The organism is Roseateles noduli, assembly GCF_050626985.1.
In the GTDB taxonomy this organism is placed as follows: Bacteria; Pseudomonadota; Gammaproteobacteria; order Burkholderiales; family Burkholderiaceae_C; genus Roseateles; species Roseateles noduli_A.
Map to the genome: position 1 here is coordinate 4,179,969 of NZ_CP192463.1, position 15,657 is coordinate 4,195,625.

Below are 15,657 nucleotides of genomic sequence, written 5' to 3' on the forward strand. Positions count from 1 at the left end.
TCGGGATCAGGCGGCTTGCGTTTCGCCGAACAGCGCGGCGATTTCTTCGCGGGCGGTGGCCAGGCCCTTGGCCGCGGCTTCCTCGCCCATGTTCAGGCCTTCGGCCAGCACGAACTTCACGTCGGTCATGCCGAGGAAGCCCAGGGTCAGCTGCAGGTAGGGAACGATGTTGTCCGCCGGCTGGCCGCGGTACACACCGCCGCGCGTGCTGACGACGATGACCTGCTTGCCGGTCACCAGGCCTTCGGGGCCGTTGGCGCCGTACTTGAAGGTGGCGCCGGCGCGGGCGACCGCGTCGATCCAGTTCTTCAGCTGCGAGGTCACGCCGAAGTTGATCATCGGCGCGGTCAGCACGATGACGTCGGCGGCCTTCAGCTCGGCGATCAGTTGGTCGTTGAAGGCCACGCGGTCGGCCTGGGCCTGGGTGCGGGCGTCGGCCGGCGTGAACAGCGCGCCGAGGGTGGCCTCGTCCATCGCGGGCAGCGGGCGCACCGCCAGATCGTGGACGACCGTGGTGGCGCCGGCATTGCGGGCCACCAGCTGGGCGACGACTTCATTGGCCAGCAGGGTCGAGACCGAGCCTTGGCCCTCATGCAGACGGCGGGCGCTGGAGTTGATCTGGAGGATGTTCATGGTGCGTTTCTCCGGGCGTTTCGGCTGGATCAGCCGGGGTGTGATGGGATGGAGTGAACTCTATTGATCCCCTGCCGGCACCGGAAGACGTCGTACTGGATAAGATTGTTCCATTCAACGAACAATCCCATTGCCTTGAAAGCACCTCGTCCATGAGCCTCGATGCCGACGACCTGCTGGTCTTTGCCCGCGTGATCGAAAGCGGCAGCTTCAGCCGCGCGGCGGAGCGGCTGCAACTGCCGAAGTCGACCGTGTCGCGCCGGATCGCGGCGCTGGAGGAGCGGCTGGGCGAGAAGCTGCTCCAGCGCAGCACGCGGCGATTGACGCTGACCGAGTTCGGCCAGGGCGTGCTGGAGCATGCGCGCGTGCTGGCGGGCGAGGTGGACGGCGCGCTCGCGCTGGCGCTGCATCGGCAGCAGCGGCCGACGGGGCGCTTGCGGGTGTCGATGCCGGCGGACTTCGCCAACCAGATGCTGATCCCGATGCTGAGCCGCTTCGTCGGCGACTACCCGGAGGTGCAGCTGGAGCTGGACCTGTCACCGCGTCGCGTGGACCTGATCGCGGAAGGTTTCGACATCGCCGTGCGCATGGGCCAGTTGCCGCCGGACAGCCAACTGGCGGCCCGGCGCATGGCGATGTTCAGCAGCGGCCTGTATGCCGCGCCGGACTACCTGCAACGGCACGGCGAGCCGCAACTGCCCGAGGGCCTGCTGAGCATGCACGGCCTGATGATCCTGAGCCGCGCCGGCGAGCCCTTGCCCTGGCGCCTGTTCGGCATCGTCGACGGACAGGCGGACCAGCACATCGAATGGGTCGGCGTGCCGGACAGCCGCACGCTGGTCAACGCGCCGGACATGCTGCTGCAGATGGCCCGCGCGGGCCTGGGCATCACCTGGGTCGGCAACCAGTACGCGCAGGCCTTCGTCGACCGCGGCGAGCTGCTGCGCGTGCTGCCGGCCTGGTGCGCGGAGCCGTCGACCTGCTGGGCCGTGTTCCCGCAGCGCCGCCTGATGCCGCTGCGCACGCGGCTGTTCCTGGACGCGATGGCCGCGGCGCTGACGCCGTTCGATCAGGCGGCGATGTACGGGATGTAGGCGCCGGCAGCGGTCCGAAGCGCCGCGACCTGGACGGCCGCGCACCCAGGGTCGTCAATGACGATGAGAGGACCGCCGGTCGACGGCACGTCCGGCCTCGTCACGGGTCTTCTGGAGCAGCGCCGCCAGGTTGTCCGTCGAGACATCGATGAGCCCCGAGGTCGTCGACCACTGGCTTTCGGGCACGCTCAGGGCAATCCCCAGCAGCTCCGCCACCTTGGCCACCGCCGATTCGACGAGGGCTTCTCGTTCCCGCGCCGACCAGTTCATCAGCGGTCCTTCGGCGCTGCGTTCCACGGCATCGCGGATCACACGCACACGAGCCTGGTCCTCCACATCACTGTCGCCGGGCCGGATATCCAACCTGGGCAGACGGTATCGGAGGGCGCTCAGCAGAAGCGCCGCGGGTTCCTCGGCGCTTCCGATGCCATGCAGCACGCGCTCGAGCACGTCACGCACCTTGCCCTCCTCTTTCCAGCCCCGTTGCTTCGCCCGCGAGCACAGGTGCTTCAGCGCCTCCAACCCGAAGCGATGCAGATTGCCTACCGGGTCGACCTGCCCGCCTGTCGGACTGCGCCCGGCGAATCGTTCGATGAACCGGTCGAGCGATTCCACCGGCCCGACGCGAAACTGGACGGCCAGCTGGCGCAGTTCCTCGACGCGTTCATGCAAGTATTCTTCGGGCACCGAGGAGTCCGGGCGCCGTGGCAGGAGCCCCGCACAGGCCGCAGCGGCCGCGTCGCATGTCTGGGCATCGGCCGACATCGCACAGAACTCGCGCTTGTCGGAGACCTCGGACGTCTCGTCGAAGCCGAGATACTGCAGGAAACTCCGCGCCACGTCGGCCGGCGTGACACCCGGGAAACTGCAGGTGCGCGCCCAGGCCTCCAGCTTCGACAGGGCCTGCTCGCGGCGACGAAGCGCAAGGTCCGGATCGTTGGCGGCGATCACCGCGGAGAGCGCCCGTCCGATCGCGGTGACGGCGCGCGGATCCAGGTCCGTACCGGGCACGAAGCCGGCACGCAGAGGGTGGCAGGCCAGGACCTGGATGTCGGGCCGCGGATTGGCCTCCAGGGCCTGGCACAGCTCGACCAGGAGGCGTTTGCCGGCACCGGACATCTGCGCCTGCGCAGGGCCCATGGCCGAGCGCGGATCGGTCCACCCCGCCGCCTGTCGTCCGATGGCCTGCGTCACGTCCCCATGCGGGCCAGTCGCCGGAAGCGACGCCTTCAGCCGGCGGAAGAGGACGGACAACTCATCGCGCGCCGGTGCGTTCACGTCGCTGCGAGCGGACACCTCCGACGGCGTGGTCGACGGGAACGGCCAGTCGAAGCTCAGGAACGGCGGCGATTGAGAGAACGATGGATACACGGCGAACACCCCGGGAAGCATGAACAAGGAGGGGTTGGTGCGCTGCACACCCCCTCGCGGTTCACGTCTTCGATCGCCGGTGCGTCACTCGACCTGGAAGCCGATCTCCACGCTGACCTGACGCGGCGCCGGGATCGGTCCGAAGCGCCACTGCTTGACCGCGTTGATCGCGGCCGTGCTCAGCTTGCGATCCGGCGAGCGCATGGCCTGCGCCCCATCGACCGAGCCGTCCGGCCGGACCGTGAACTGCACCAGCACCGAGCCGGCGCGCTGCTGCGCCAGCAAGGAGCGGGGGTACTCGGGATCGACCTTGCGCAGCAGCTTCAGCGGCACGGGTTCGTCATCGGGCTCCGGCTCGGGCGCCTTGCCGGCCGGCGCGGCGGTCGACGGCGCGGCCATCGACACGACCTGCGGCGTCGGCGCTTCCGACATCGGCTGCGGCACCGGCGTCGGCGGCGCGATCGTCTGCGCGGCGGATTGACCGATCGCCGCGGGCGCGGGCGACGCCGTGGCAACGACTGGCACCGGCGCCGTATCGGGCGCGGCATTGCGGGCCGCGAGCGCACGCTCGGCGGCGGGGTCCGGTTCCGGACGACGCGCCACGGGCGCGGCGACCGGCGCGGCCGTGGCCACGGGTCGGGCGACCGGCTTGGGCGCCTCGGCCTTGGCTTCGTGCGCGGGCTTCTTCTCGCCCTTCTCCGCGTGGAACTTGATCCACTGGAACACCTTGTCGGCATCGCGCTTGGCGCGGTCGACGTCGCTCATCGCGGCTTTCGGATCGACCGGCGCGGCGGACGTGGCCGCCGCGGTCGGTGCTGTCTGCGCGGGTTGCGCGGTCTGCGCCTGCGCGGTCATCGCGACCAGACCCCAGGTCAGGGCCTGGGTCAACACCTGGCACGCGACCAGGCCGCGGCGTCGGACGCTCGGGAGACTACGGCTGCTCATCACTCCACCCTCTCGATTGCGCTGGTTGCTCTCTTTTGGAGACAACGCCGGTCTTGTCTACTGCTTGTTGCTGTGGTTCTTTCGCGCCCCGGCATGAGCGCCGCAGTGTAAGAAGTCACCTGGGTGGATCCCCCTCGGTGTTTCCCCGGAATCAGGATGTAACAGCAGCCTGGAAGCCCCATGGCGCCGGGGTTCCGTCGAGGAATTCACATCCGCGCCGCGCCGCGCGCGACCGGACCTATACTGCGCGCCTGCTCCGGGGAGCCCTGGGTCGACGACGCGTTTCGCGCATCGCCGGCACGGGCTGAGACATGGCGATGAAGCCGTGGACCCGCTGAACTTGATCCGGTTCGTACCGGCGTAAGAAGAGCCCGCCCTTCCAGGCGCACCTCGGCGAATCGCGAGCCCCCCAGGCCCGCACCAACGCCCAGCGGTCCCGCACCGCGCCCGTGCGCCCCCGCCCAGGAAGGGGTCTGTTCCGAACGTCCACACGTCCCCGTCAGTCCAGCCTCCGGCGCCCAACCGGAGACCCTGATGCCCGACTCGACGCCTGACCTGCAGCAAGACCTGCCCCCGGCCGCCGCCGCCTTCCACGACCGCCTCGCCGCCAGCCGCGCGCCGCTGCCTGCGTCGACCAAGACGCACGAGCCCGGCGTGTTGCATCCGCAACTGCGCGTGCCGCTGCGCGAGATCGCGTTGACCAACGGCGAACGGCTGACGGTGTACGACACCTCCGGCCCGTACACCGATCCCGCCGTCGAGACCGACGTGCGCCGCGGCCTGCCGGCGACACGCGCCGCGTGGGTCGAGTCGCGCGGGGACACCGAGCCCTACACCGGCCGCGCCATCCAGCTCTTCGACGACGGCCTGCGCGAAGCCGCGCAGCAGCAGGCGCTGCGCGCGCAGAGCGCCGCGCTGACGCGTCCGCCGCGCCGGGCGAAGTCCGGCGCCAACGTGACGCAGATGCACTACGCGCGCCGCGGCATCGTCACCGCCGAGATGGAGTACGTCGCCATCCGCGAGAACGGCCGCCGCGCCTGGATGCACGAGTACCTGTCCGACACCGAGCGCGAGCAGCGCCTGCGCGGCCAGGGCCTGGGCGCGCAGATCCCCGGGATCATTACGCCCGAGTTCGTCCGCGACGAGGTCGCCCGCGGCCGCGCCATCATCCCGGCCAACATCAACCATCCGGAAGTCGAGCCGATGGCGATCGGCCGCAACTTCCTGGTCAAGGTCAACGCCAACATCGGCAACTCGGCCGTGAGCTCGGGCATCGAGGAAGAGGTCGAGAAGCTCGTGTGGGCGACGCGCTGGGGCGCGGACACGGTGATGGACCTGTCCACCGGCCGCAACATCCACACGACGCGCGACTGGATCCTGCGCAACAGCCCCGTGCCCATCGGCACCGTGCCGATCTACCAGGCGCTGGAGAAGGTCGGCGGCGTGGCCGAGGACCTGACCTGGGCGCTGTTCCGCGACACGCTGGTCGAGCAGGCCGAACAGGGCGTCGACTACTTCACCATCCACGCCGGCGTGCGCCTGCCCTTCGTGCCGATGACGGTCAAGCGCCGCACCGGCATCGTGTCGCGCGGCGGATCGATCCTGGCGAAGTGGTGCATCGCGCATCACCGCGAGAACTTCCTGTACACGCACTTCGAGGAGATCTGCGAGATCATGAAGGCGTACGACGTCAGCTTCTCGCTGGGCGACGGGCTGCGGCCGGGCTCGCTGGCGGACGCCAACGACGAGGCCCAGTTCGCCGAACTGCGCACGCTGGGCGAGCTGACCAAGGTCGCGTGGAAGCATGACGTGCAGACCATGATCGAAGGCCCCGGGCATGTGCCGATGCACATGATCCAGGCCAACATGACCGAGCAGCTCAAGCACTGCGACGAGGCGCCGTTCTACACGCTGGGCCCGTTGACCACGGACATCGCGCCGGGCTACGACCACATCACCAGCGGCATCGGCGCCGCGATGATCGGCTGGTTCGGCTGCGCGATGCTGTGCTACGTGACGCCCAAGGAGCACCTGGGGCTGCCCGACCGCGACGACGTCAAGCAGGGCCTGATGGCCTACAAGATCGCGGCGCACGCGGCCGACATCGCCAAGGGCCATCCGGCGGCCCGGGCGCGCGACGACGCGCTGTCCAAGGCGCGTTTCGAGTTCCGCTGGGAGGACCAGTTCAACCTCGGCCTCGACCCCGAGACGGCGCGCGAGTTCCACGACGAAACGCTGCCCAAGGACAGCGCGAAGGTGGCGCACTTCTGCTCGATGTGCGGACCGAAGTTCTGCTCGATGAAGATCACGCAGGACGTGCGGGAGTACAGCGCGCAGCTGGCCGCGAACGGCGAGGCCGACGGCCATGGCGGTCATGCGGCGGACACCGCGGCGCAAGCAGGCATGCGGGAGAAGAGCGCCGAGTTCCTGGCTGGCGGCGGCGAGCTCTACATCCCGATCCGCCAGGCCTGAGCGCGATGGCCGCGATCGCCATCGCCGGAGCGGGGCTCGCCGGGCGGCTGCTCGCGTGGACGCTCGCGCGGGCCGGACACCGCGTCGAGGTCTTCGATGCGATGCCCGGTCCCGAGCCCGCGTTCGACGCGCACGGCGCGGCCGCCTTCAGCGCCGCCGGCATGCTGAGTCCGCTCGCCGAGCAGGAACAGGGCGGCGCCGAGATCGCCGCCTTGGGCTGGCGCTCGCTGGCGCTGTGGCCGGGCATCGTCGCGGCGCTGTCGCGATCGGCGTCATGCTCGGGCTCTGGCTCTGGCTCTGGCTCTGGCTCGAGCTCGAGCTCGAGTTGGAGTTCGAGTTCAGCGTCGAAGCCGGTGCCGCTGCGCATCGACGGCTGCCTGCTGCTGTCGCATCGCGCGGACCTCGGTGCGGCCCAGCGCGCGCTGATGCGCATGCCGGGCGCGGAGCCGCTCGATGCGGATGCGTTGCGCGCGCATGAGCCGATGCTCGCGCCGGGCCTGCGCGGATGGCTGCTGCCGCGCGAGGGCCTGATCGCGCCGATACCCGCGATGGCCGCGCTGCACGACGGCGCGACAGGCGCGCGCTGGCACTGGGCGCGGGCGGTCGACCAGGTGCTGCCCGGCGAGCTGCACTTCGCCGACGGCGGGCGCTGGCGCGGCGACTGGGCGATCGACGCGCGCGGACTCGGCGCCCGGCCGCCGCTGCCGCTGCGCGGCGTGCGCGGCGAGATCATCACGCTCTCGCTGCCCGATCACGGTCTGCGCCGGCCCGTCCGGCTGCTGCATCCGCGGCATCGCGTCTATCTCGTGCCGCGCTCCGACGAGGAGCTCGTCGTCGGCGCCAGCGAGATCGAGAGCGAGGACCGCAGTCCCGTCTCGCTGCGCTCCGCCGTCGAGCTGATGGCCGCAGCGCAGAGTGTGCTGCCGGCGTTGTCGGAGGCACGCATCGTGCGGCTCGATCGGCATCTCCGGCCGGCGCTGCCGGACAACCTGCCCTTCACCCATCACGAGCCCGGCCTGCTGCGGCTCAACGGCCTGTACCGCCACGGCTGGCTGCTCGCGCCGGCGCTGGTCGAGCGGCTGCTCGACGACGCCGGACTGGCCGCCCCTCTCCTGGAGACTTCCCCATGAATGCCCTCCCCCGCATCACCGTGCGGCTCGACGACCGCGCCGTGGCGATGCCCGCCGGCGCGACGCTGGCGCAGTTGCTCGAACTCGAACGACGCGAGGCCGACGCCGTGGCCACCGCGCTGAACGGCCGCTTCGTCGCCCGAGACGCGCGCGCGGGCACGGCGCTCAACGACGGCGACGTCGTGCTCTTCTTCCAACCGATCGTCGGAGGCTGACGTGCCGCTCACCGCTCATTCGCAACCGACCCTTCCCCGGTCGACCGACGCGCAAGTGATCGACACGCGCTCGACCGACACGCGCTCGACCGAGCCGCGCTCGAACGACGCGTTGCTGATCGACGGCGTCGCGCTCGACAGCCGCTTCTTCCTCGGCACGGCCGGGTACCCCAGCCCCGCGACGCTGTGCGACGCGATCCGCGCGTCCGGCACGCAGCTGCTGACCGTCGGCCTCAAGCGCACGCTGCAGGCGGGCGACAACGGCGCGCTGGCGCAGGCGCTCGCGGCCGGGCGCGAGCAGGGCGCCCGGCTGCTGCCCAACACCGCCGGCTGCCGCAGCGCGCGCGAGGCGGTGCAGCTCGCCCACATGGCGCGCGAGCTCTACGGCACCGCGTGGATCAAGCTCGAGGTCATCGGCGACGACCACACGCTGCAACCCGATCCCTTCGAGCTGGTCGCCGCGGCGACCGAACTCGTGCGCGAGGGCTTCGTCGTCTTCCCCTATTGCACAGAGGACCTGATCCTTGGCCGGCGCTTGCTGGATGCCGGCTGTCCCTTGCTGATGCCGTGGGGCGCGCCGATCGGATCGGGCCAGGGTCTGCTGAACCTGCACGGACTGCGCACGCTGCGCGAGCGCCTGCCCGACACCGTGCTGGTGATCGACGCGGGCCTGGGCGCCCCGTCGCAGGCCGCACGCGCGATGGAGCTGGGCTTCGACGCGGTGCTGCTGAACAGCGCCGTGGCGCAGGCCGGCGATCCGGTCGCGATGGCCGGCGCGTTCGGCGACGCGGTGCGCGCAGGGCGTCGGGCCTTGCACGCGGGCCTGATGGCGCCTCAGGCTTTCGCGGTCGCGAGCACGCCCGTCAGCGGCCACGCCTTCCTGCTGGGGGACGCATGAACGACAAGAACGAACGCGATGCACACGGAGACCGGGCCGATCGAGCCGAGCGCCTCGGAGACTTCGAACGTCGCGAATCTCCGGCGACGTCGATGCCATCGCCTCTGGTGCCTCATCCGAGTCTGCCCTCGCCATGGGCGCCGGCCGTCGACCCGGATCTGCTGACGCTGACGCCGTGGACCGAGGATCCGACGCCGCCAATCATCTGGAGCGTCGCCGGCACCGACAGCGGCGGTGGCGCGGGCTTGAGCGCCGACACGCGCGCGGCGGCGGCGATGGGCGTCCACCTGTGCCCCGTCGTCGCGGCCGTCACGGCGCAGCACTCGCAAGGCGTGAACGCGGTGTTCCCGCTGCCCGCCAGCCAGGTGCGGGCACAGTTGAGCGCGCTGCGCCAGGACCTGCCGCCGCGCGTCGTCAAGACCGGCCTGCTCGCGAGCGCGGCGACGGTCGACGCGCTGCTGGCGCAGATCGGCGAGGCCCCGTTGGTCGTCGATCCGGTCCTCGGTGCGAGCGCGGGCGGCGCGGCGTTCTGCGACGACGACCTGCTCGGCGCCTATCGCCATCAACTGGTGCCGCGCGCGGCGCTGATCACGCCGAACCGGCGCGAGGCGGAACGGCTGCTCGGCGTCGCGACGGGCCAGCTGCCGGTGCCGGAACTGGCCGCGATGCTGCGCGGGATGGGCGCGCAGGCGGTCTGCATCACCGGCGGCGACGATGCGGCGCAGGTCGACGGGCTCGCGATGGACTGGCTGGACAGTCCGCTGGCGACGGGATGGATCGCCTTGCCGCGCCTGTCCGGCCGCAACGGCGGACCGCCGCATCACCACGGCAGCGGCTGCACCTTCGCGACCGCGGCGGCCGCCGCGCTGGCGCGCGGCTTCGCCGTGCCCGACGCGGTGATCCTCGCGAAGATGCTCACCTGGAGCGCGCTGCGCGACGGCCACGCGGCGGGTGCGGGCGCGGGACCGCTGCGCCCGGACCGACGCTTCGTTGACGACCCCCGCGCGATGCCCGTGATGGGCTCCGACGACGAGACGGCGCCCGATCGCGCGACGCTGACGCGCTGGCGCGAGGTGATGTGGCCGGCGTCGCGCCGTCCGGCGCCCTTCGCCACGGGCCTGTACGCGATCACGGAACGTCCGGAGCGCGTGACGGCGCTGGCGCTCAGCGGCCAGTTCGAGCATCTGCAGCTGCGCATCAAGCGGGGCCCGTCGACCGATGACGAGGCGCTGCGCTCGGCGATCCGCGAGGCGGTGCGCGACATGGCGGGCCGGTCGGCGAGCTTGTGGATCAACGACCACTGGCGGCTGGCGCTGGACGAAGGCGCGCGGGCGCTGCACCTCGGCCAGGAGGACTGGGCGGGGATGGGCGGCGAGGACCGCGACGATCTTCAGCAGCGCCGCACGCGGCAAGGCGTGCGCCTGGGCCTGTCGAGCCACAGCCTGTGGGAGCTCGCCCGCGCGCGCGGCGTGGCGCCGGACTACATCGCCTGCGGCCCGCTGTGGCCGACGACGACCAAGGACATGCCGTGGCTGCCGCAAGGGCTGGCGCAGCTGCGCTGGTGGGCGCGCATGGCGGGCGCGCCGGTGGTCGGCATTGGCGGCGTGCTGGAGGAACGCCAGTGGCGCGCCGGCCTGGCCGCCGGCGCGACGGCCATGTGCCTGGTGCGGGCGGCGGAGGAGATGGTGGCGAAGGGGCGCTTGTCGTCACCTGCTTCTGAGTCATCGACGCGCGGCGCAAGCTCTTCGCGCAGGACGACGACCTGATCCGCATCCTGCAGAGCGAGTTGGAGAACCAGCTGGCGCTGGTGCGGGCGTTGGGTGGTGGATGGCGGCGATCGCCGCGATCGCCGCTCGATCCACGCGCCGCAAACGGGGCAGTGTTGCCAAGGTTTCCCGGTATGAGAAATGCGAGGAGGGATGTTGCTCCTGCGTCTCGCCATTTGGAGTGCCCCCCTTGGCGCGATTTCCAACTGCCGGTCTCGGGTGCAGGATCTGGGCTCGTTCGATGCACGCCGGGCGGCCCACATCGTCATCTCCTTCCACTGCCTCCCGAAGGGTCGCCCGGCGCTGCAACGGACGTACAACTTTGTTTTACGTCAACTGCATCGCCCTTCTAGAATCCGACCCAGGCTGCAATGGAAGGGAGGCGCTCATGGAAGTGGTGTTGAAAAAAATGGGAAACAGTACCGCGTTGATCCTCCCGCCGACCGTGCTCCGCAACCTGGGTCTGGCCGCGGGTCATGCCCTGACGCTGGAGACCACGTCCGACCGTCGCATCGTCCTGACCCCGAAACGCAAGTACACGCTGGCCGAGATGATTGCCCAGTGCGATCTCTCCGCAGCGCCACCGGCGGACATGGCGGACTGGGATCGCATGAAGCCTGAAGGCGGTGAAGCGTGGTGAGGAAAGTCTTTGACCGCGGCGATATCGTCGCGGTGCCTCTCGATCCCGCGCTGGGATTCGAACAGCGCGGGACACGCCCCGCCCTGGTCCTGACGACCAAGGAGTTCAACGCGCTCGGAGACGTCCTGGTGGCGCCCATCACGCAGGGAGGCGACTTCGCTCGTCATGCTGGCTTCGCCGTGACCTTGACCGGCACAGGATGCAAGACGCAGGGCGCGGCGCTGGTCAACAAGATCCGGATGCTGGACCTCCACGCGCGCAAGGCGCGACGCATCGAGCAGGTGCCCATGGAGGTCATCGACGATGCGCTGGCGCGGCTGTCAGGCCTGTTGCAGTGACTTCGACAGCGACGGTGCAGCAGCCGACGAGGGTCTGTCGCGCTCATTGCCACCGTAGCTCTCGGGCCTCCCGTGACGGTGTCGGCGCGATCGACCGCCTCAGCGCGTCGGTGATCAGTTCGCGCGTCTTCGGCGGCAGCGAAGCAAAGCCGACGCTCTGTTCAAGCTGGTCCGCATCCCTTTCGCTGATGCCCCGCACCCTTTGATCCAGACCTGCGTCGACGATGCTGACTACAAAGGCGTCGTCCACCTGAACGATACGCATCGGCTTCCCCGCTTCGTCCGGTCCCTGCCAGAGCGTCTCGGGAACTTCCTCGCCGCCTTCGCCCAGCCCTTGCAGGATTTGCCAGTAGTGGTAGGCCAGCGTCGATGGATCGGCGCTGAAATGCCGCCCATCTTGCGGGCCGACCAACTCGATGCCTTTCGCAACCACGTCGCCCAGTGGATCCGCGTACAGCGCTTCTGCGAGGCGTTCCAATTGATCAATGTCCGAGACGTCGAGACTTCGCAGGTTCCCCGAGACGGGCGCGGGAAGAAGTGGCAGGTGAAAGGCAGCCATCTCCTGAGCGATCTTGGGAATCTTGTCGGCCGCCGTCTCCATCGCCAGGAAGCAACGGTTGGCCATGTCGTCGCTGACGGCCATGCCGCGGGGAAGTCGAGGATGGTGGACCATCTCGGGAACTTCCAGACGTTGGCTCAAAGCGTTCGCGTACCCGACGACGTCGTGCTGTGAGCGCCCCACGGCAATTGGCGCGCGAATCGCGAAGTTGAGGATGGCCCCCTGCCGTTTGCACGTGGCCCGCTCTTTGAGCCAAGCGGACAGCGGATGGCTCAAGCTGAAGCGAGACGCCTTCAGGATCGTGGAAGCCACATCGAACTCTGGCAGGCGAAGGCGCTGTTCCAGCTTCTTCAAGACCTCGGCGCGTCGCTCGCCGTCCACCCCCGGGCCTTCGAGGCGACGGAGCAATGTTTCCAGGGCCAGCTTCTGATAACCCAGCCGGACACCGACATGCTGGGCCCGGAGATCGGACAACGGATCGACCACTTCACGTTGAAGCGCTTGCCGGAGTCCCGGCACATTGGCAGCGTCGGCGACGGCGGACAGTCGTTCACAGGCGGAGACGACCTGGGCGACGGCTTGCGGACCCTGCTCGCGAATGAAGTCGTCCAGGGGCATGTCGCCGCGGAAACTGATGCGTGGCGATGTCGACGCCTCACCGGCTGGCGCTGCGGCCCCGGCTTCAACGCCGTGCGCCTCGATGATCGGCGTGATCGCGGCTGGCGGGTTGGGATTGGTGTTGTGCGAAGTTCTCATGGCGAAAGCGGCAAGAAAAAGGACAAGTTCATTTGTCGGAACTTGTCCCCTCTGGTTCGCCGCCTCGCAGATCTCGTCGCGGTTGTCTGCGAGTGACGCAGTTGCGAGTTGCGCAGGACAGGGGCTTACGGGCCCCGCCATTGAAGTCGCTGCCGGGCGATGACGATCACTGCTTGGTGAGCTTCGCCGGCCGCTTCGCGCCGGTTGCATCCGCCGGCGCCGTCGCGCCCTTCACCGCCGCCTGCGCGAGCTTGAAGAACACGTCCGTGTTGTCGATGACGCCGGTGAACGCCAACGCGCCCGGGCCGAAGGCCGACAGCGGGATGTCCGTCGCGGTGTGTACCGCCTGCTCGCCGGGCACCTGGCCCGTGACCAGGAACTCGCCGGTCGCGTCGTCGCGTTCGGCGGCGTTGGCCGGGTACCACTTCAGCGGCTCGGACTTGGCCAGCGGCTGCTGCGAATCACGCAGCGGCGTCGCGTTGGTGCGCCAGTCTTCGTAGCGGTCCGCGTTCGCGCCGTATCCCACCAGCAGGCGGTAGTCGATGTCCGTCGCTTCCGGATAACCGTCGGCGGCGATGCGGTAACGCGGGAAGCCCGCCTTCTCGTACACGCCGACGACCTTGTCGCGCAGGTTGGCCGCGCCCTTTTTCTTCGCCGCGTCCAGCAGCGCCTGGTCGGTCAGCATCGAGCCGCCGATCAGCGCGGCGCCCGAGCACTCGTGATCCGCCGTCACGATGACCAGCGTGTCGCCGTTCTCGCGGGCGAAGTCCTGCGCGACCTGCACGGCACGGTCGAACTCGATCGTGTCGAGCATCCAGCGCTCGCTGTCCATGTTGTGCGCCTGCTTGTCGATCGAGGCGCCCTCGATCATCAGCACGAAGCCCTTGGACTGCTTCTTCAGCGTCGCGATCGCGGCCTTGGCCATCTCGTCGAGCATCGGCTGGTCGGGGAAGCCGTAGTCGTCGACGACGCTGCCGCCGGCCAGGCCCTTCTTGGCGCCGCGGCGGCCGTCGATCTTGTCCAGCGCCACGTTCATGTTGGAGAACGCGAACAGGCCCAGCAGCTTGTCCGCGCCCGCGCCCGCCGTGGCGGCTTCGAGTTCGGTCTTCGTCGGCGCGTAGCGGTAGCCGGCGGACTGGAACTCCTGGATCAGGTCGCGACCCTTGTCCTTCGCGCCCGGAGCGGCGCCCCAGCGCTTGACGATCTCCGACGTGTGCGGGTCGGTCGACGAGAACGCGTAGTCGTTGCCCTCGGCGCGCTCCGAGCCCGCCGTGCCCGCGGGCAGGAACCACTTGCGGCCGCCGCCCAGCAGCACCGTCAGGCCGGTGCGCGAGCGGTCGTCGAAGAACTGGTCGACGATGCCGGTGCCCGCGCCGCGGTTGCTCGTGTGCACCGCGTTGCCGGCCGGCGTCGCGTCGAACACATCGGCGGTCGTCACGATGCCGAGCGCCTTGCCCTGCGTGCGATGCAGGTACTCCGACAGGTATTCGATGCGCGGGTTGTCGAAGGCCTCGACGGTGTCGTCGGGGAACACGCCTTCTTCATTGTTGTTGTTCTTGTTGCCCGAGACGTAGGACGTCATGCCCGGCGACGAGTCCGTCACCACCGAGTTCAACGACGCCGTCTTGACCATGCCGGTCGCCGGGAAGGTGTCCATCGCCAGCGGATTGATCACCTTGCCCTGCGCGTAGCCGCCCTTGACGATGCGGGCCGCGGTGCGTTGCGCGGCGCCCATGCCGTCGCCCAGCAGGATGATGATGTTCTTGACCTTCGGGCCCATCGCCGCGGTGAAGGGCACCACGTCGAAATTGCCGATGGCGGCGACCTTCTGACCGTCGGACTGGGTGGCCTCGACGCTGAACTCGTGGCGGCCGGCCTTCTCCAGGCTCACCGCGCGGATCGTCGCGATCGCGGTCTCGGCGCTCACGCCCTTCACGCAGCCGGTGGCGCAGTCGCGCAACGCGACCGTCGCGTCCACCGGCTTGCCATCGATCACGAAGCGCGCGGCGGTGATGCGCTGGCCGGCGTCCGGCTTGATCGTGGCCTGCAGGTCGAAGCGCTGACCGGGCAGGAAGCGCGCGATGACGGGCTCCGGCTGGCCGCTGGAGAAGCGCTCGCTTGGCGGCGTCAGGCGGGTGACGGTCGGAGCCGCCACGACGTTGTTCGCGGCGCTCAGCGCCAGCAACGCGCAAGCGCCGGCGAGCAGGGAAGGCAGATGTTTCATCGTTGGGAGCTCGAGTCGGGGAAATCGGAAAGGGCGTCGGTCGGCAGCTGCAGGCGGATCCAGGAGACGCGGCCGGTCTCGTCCTCGACGCGGCCGATCGACAGCGTGCCGGTGAGCGTCACCAGTCCGTTGCGATGGGCGACGAGGCGGTCCCGCTGGGCCGGATCGAGCAGCACGGTGACCGTGGCCGCCGGCAGGTCATCCGCCTCGCCGTCGGCGTGTTCGCTCATGCGCACCGGGCGCGGCGTGAGCCAGAAGCGGCCCGGCCTGGCCTGTTCCTGCGCGACCATGTAGCCGACCAGTCGCACCGGGCGGCCATCGGCGGCGCGCAGCTGGTCGGAGAGCTCCAGGCCCGCCGGGCCGATCGGCGACTTGAAGAACTGAGCGAACTTCAGATCGGCCACCGCATCGGCGGGGGCGGGCTCGGCGTGTGCCCCGGACATGGAGAGGGGCAGAAGGGCGACCGCGGCGCACAGCGCGGCGATCGAGCGGGCGGCACGGCGGGCAAGCCGCGTACCTGTGGTGAGTTGGACGCACATAGGGACGCGATTCTTTCGGCCCCGCATGACGGTTCCGTGACGCTCCGTTTTTCTTGCTTGACACCGCGGGTCGCACG

Annotated in this window: 14 protein-coding genes and 1 riboswitch; of the genes, 8 read left to right on the forward strand and 6 right to left on the reverse strand. The window is 69.8% G+C overall.

Annotated features, from left to right (window positions below; genetic code table 11):
• Positions 1-6 precede the first annotated feature (6 nt).
• Entirely contained in the window at positions 7-633 is a 627-nt protein-coding gene (locus ACQ4L4_RS18235) for an FMN-dependent NADH-azoreductase (RefSeq protein WP_431100325.1), read from the reverse strand.
• 152 nt (positions 634-785) lie between these two features.
• Here ACQ4L4_RS18235 and ACQ4L4_RS18240 point away from each other — a divergent pair, with 152 nt between their 5' ends.
• Positions 786-1,727 (forward strand): LysR family transcriptional regulator, encoded by a 942-nt coding sequence (locus tag ACQ4L4_RS18240; RefSeq protein ID WP_431100327.1) that lies wholly within the window; start codon positions 786-788, stop codon positions 1,725-1,727.
• A gap of 54 nt (positions 1,728-1,781) precedes the next feature.
• Here ACQ4L4_RS18240 and ACQ4L4_RS18245 read toward each other — a convergent pair whose 3' ends face one another.
• Together ACQ4L4_RS18245 and ACQ4L4_RS18250 are read right to left on the reverse strand one after the other, a co-directional pair.
• A complete protein-coding gene (locus ACQ4L4_RS18245) occupies positions 1,782-3,146 on the reverse strand; it encodes a hypothetical protein (protein ID WP_431100328.1) in 1,365 nt (454 codons plus the stop codon).
• 36 nt (positions 3,147-3,182) lie between these two features.
• Positions 3,183-4,043: a TonB family protein gene (locus tag ACQ4L4_RS18250; RefSeq protein ID WP_431100329.1), complete on the reverse strand. Its 861-nt coding sequence runs from the start codon at positions 4,041-4,043 to the stop codon at positions 3,183-3,185.
• A 247-nt stretch (positions 4,044-4,290) separates the two neighbouring features.
• A riboswitch (TPP riboswitch) is annotated at positions 4,291-4,427 on the forward strand.
• A 150-nt stretch (positions 4,428-4,577) separates the two neighbouring features.
• Between ACQ4L4_RS18250 and thiC the strand changes: the two genes are divergently transcribed.
• From thiC to ACQ4L4_RS18285, 7 genes are all read left to right on the forward strand, one after another.
• The gene (thiC, locus tag ACQ4L4_RS18255; protein WP_431100330.1) at positions 4,578-6,515 is read left to right on the forward strand and encodes a phosphomethylpyrimidine synthase ThiC; all 1,938 of its coding nucleotides are present in this window, start codon (positions 4,578-4,580) and stop codon (positions 6,513-6,515) included.
• 5 nt (positions 6,516-6,520) lie between these two features.
• Positions 6,521-7,645: an FAD-dependent oxidoreductase gene (locus ACQ4L4_RS18260; protein WP_431100332.1), complete on the forward strand. Its 1,125-nt coding sequence runs from the start codon at positions 6,521-6,523 to the stop codon at positions 7,643-7,645.
• Complete coding sequence (gene thiS, locus ACQ4L4_RS18265) at positions 7,642-7,860, forward strand: sulfur carrier protein ThiS (RefSeq protein WP_431100333.1); 219 nt, start codon at positions 7,642-7,644, stop codon at positions 7,858-7,860. The genes ACQ4L4_RS18260 and thiS overlap by 4 nt, the downstream gene beginning before the upstream one ends.
• 112 nt (positions 7,861-7,972) lie before the next feature.
• Complete coding sequence (locus ACQ4L4_RS18270; protein WP_431104972.1) at positions 7,973-8,758, forward strand: thiazole synthase; 786 nt, start codon at positions 7,973-7,975, stop codon at positions 8,756-8,758.
• Between the two features lie 92 nt (positions 8,759-8,850).
• A complete protein-coding gene (locus tag ACQ4L4_RS18275) occupies positions 8,851-10,524 on the forward strand; it encodes a bifunctional hydroxymethylpyrimidine kinase/phosphomethylpyrimidine kinase (protein ID WP_431100334.1) in 1,674 nt (557 codons plus the stop codon).
• Positions 10,525-10,912: 388 nt separating this feature from the next.
• On the forward strand, positions 10,913-11,164 hold the full coding sequence (locus tag ACQ4L4_RS18280; RefSeq protein ID WP_431100335.1) for an AbrB/MazE/SpoVT family DNA-binding domain-containing protein: 252 nt from the start codon (positions 10,913-10,915) through the stop codon (positions 11,162-11,164).
• Positions 11,158-11,502: a type II toxin-antitoxin system ChpB family toxin gene (locus tag ACQ4L4_RS18285; protein WP_377159885.1), complete on the forward strand. Its 345-nt coding sequence runs from the start codon at positions 11,158-11,160 to the stop codon at positions 11,500-11,502. The genes ACQ4L4_RS18280 and ACQ4L4_RS18285 overlap by 7 nt, the downstream gene beginning before the upstream one ends.
• Before the next feature lie 43 nt (positions 11,503-11,545).
• Here ACQ4L4_RS18285 and ACQ4L4_RS18290 read toward each other — a convergent pair whose 3' ends face one another.
• From ACQ4L4_RS18290 to ACQ4L4_RS18300, 3 genes are all read right to left on the reverse strand, one after another.
• A complete protein-coding gene (locus tag ACQ4L4_RS18290) occupies positions 11,546-12,817 on the reverse strand; it encodes a hypothetical protein (RefSeq protein WP_431100337.1) in 1,272 nt (423 codons plus the stop codon).
• A 166-nt stretch (positions 12,818-12,983) separates the two neighbouring features.
• Entirely contained in the window at positions 12,984-15,041 is a 2,058-nt protein-coding gene (locus ACQ4L4_RS18295) for an alkaline phosphatase (protein ID WP_431100338.1), read from the reverse strand.
• Positions 15,038-15,484, reverse strand: coding sequence for a hypothetical protein (locus tag ACQ4L4_RS18300; protein ID WP_431100340.1), 447 nt, complete (start codon positions 15,482-15,484; stop codon positions 15,038-15,040). The genes ACQ4L4_RS18295 and ACQ4L4_RS18300 overlap by 4 nt, the downstream gene beginning before the upstream one ends.
• Positions 15,485-15,657 lie beyond the last annotated feature (173 nt).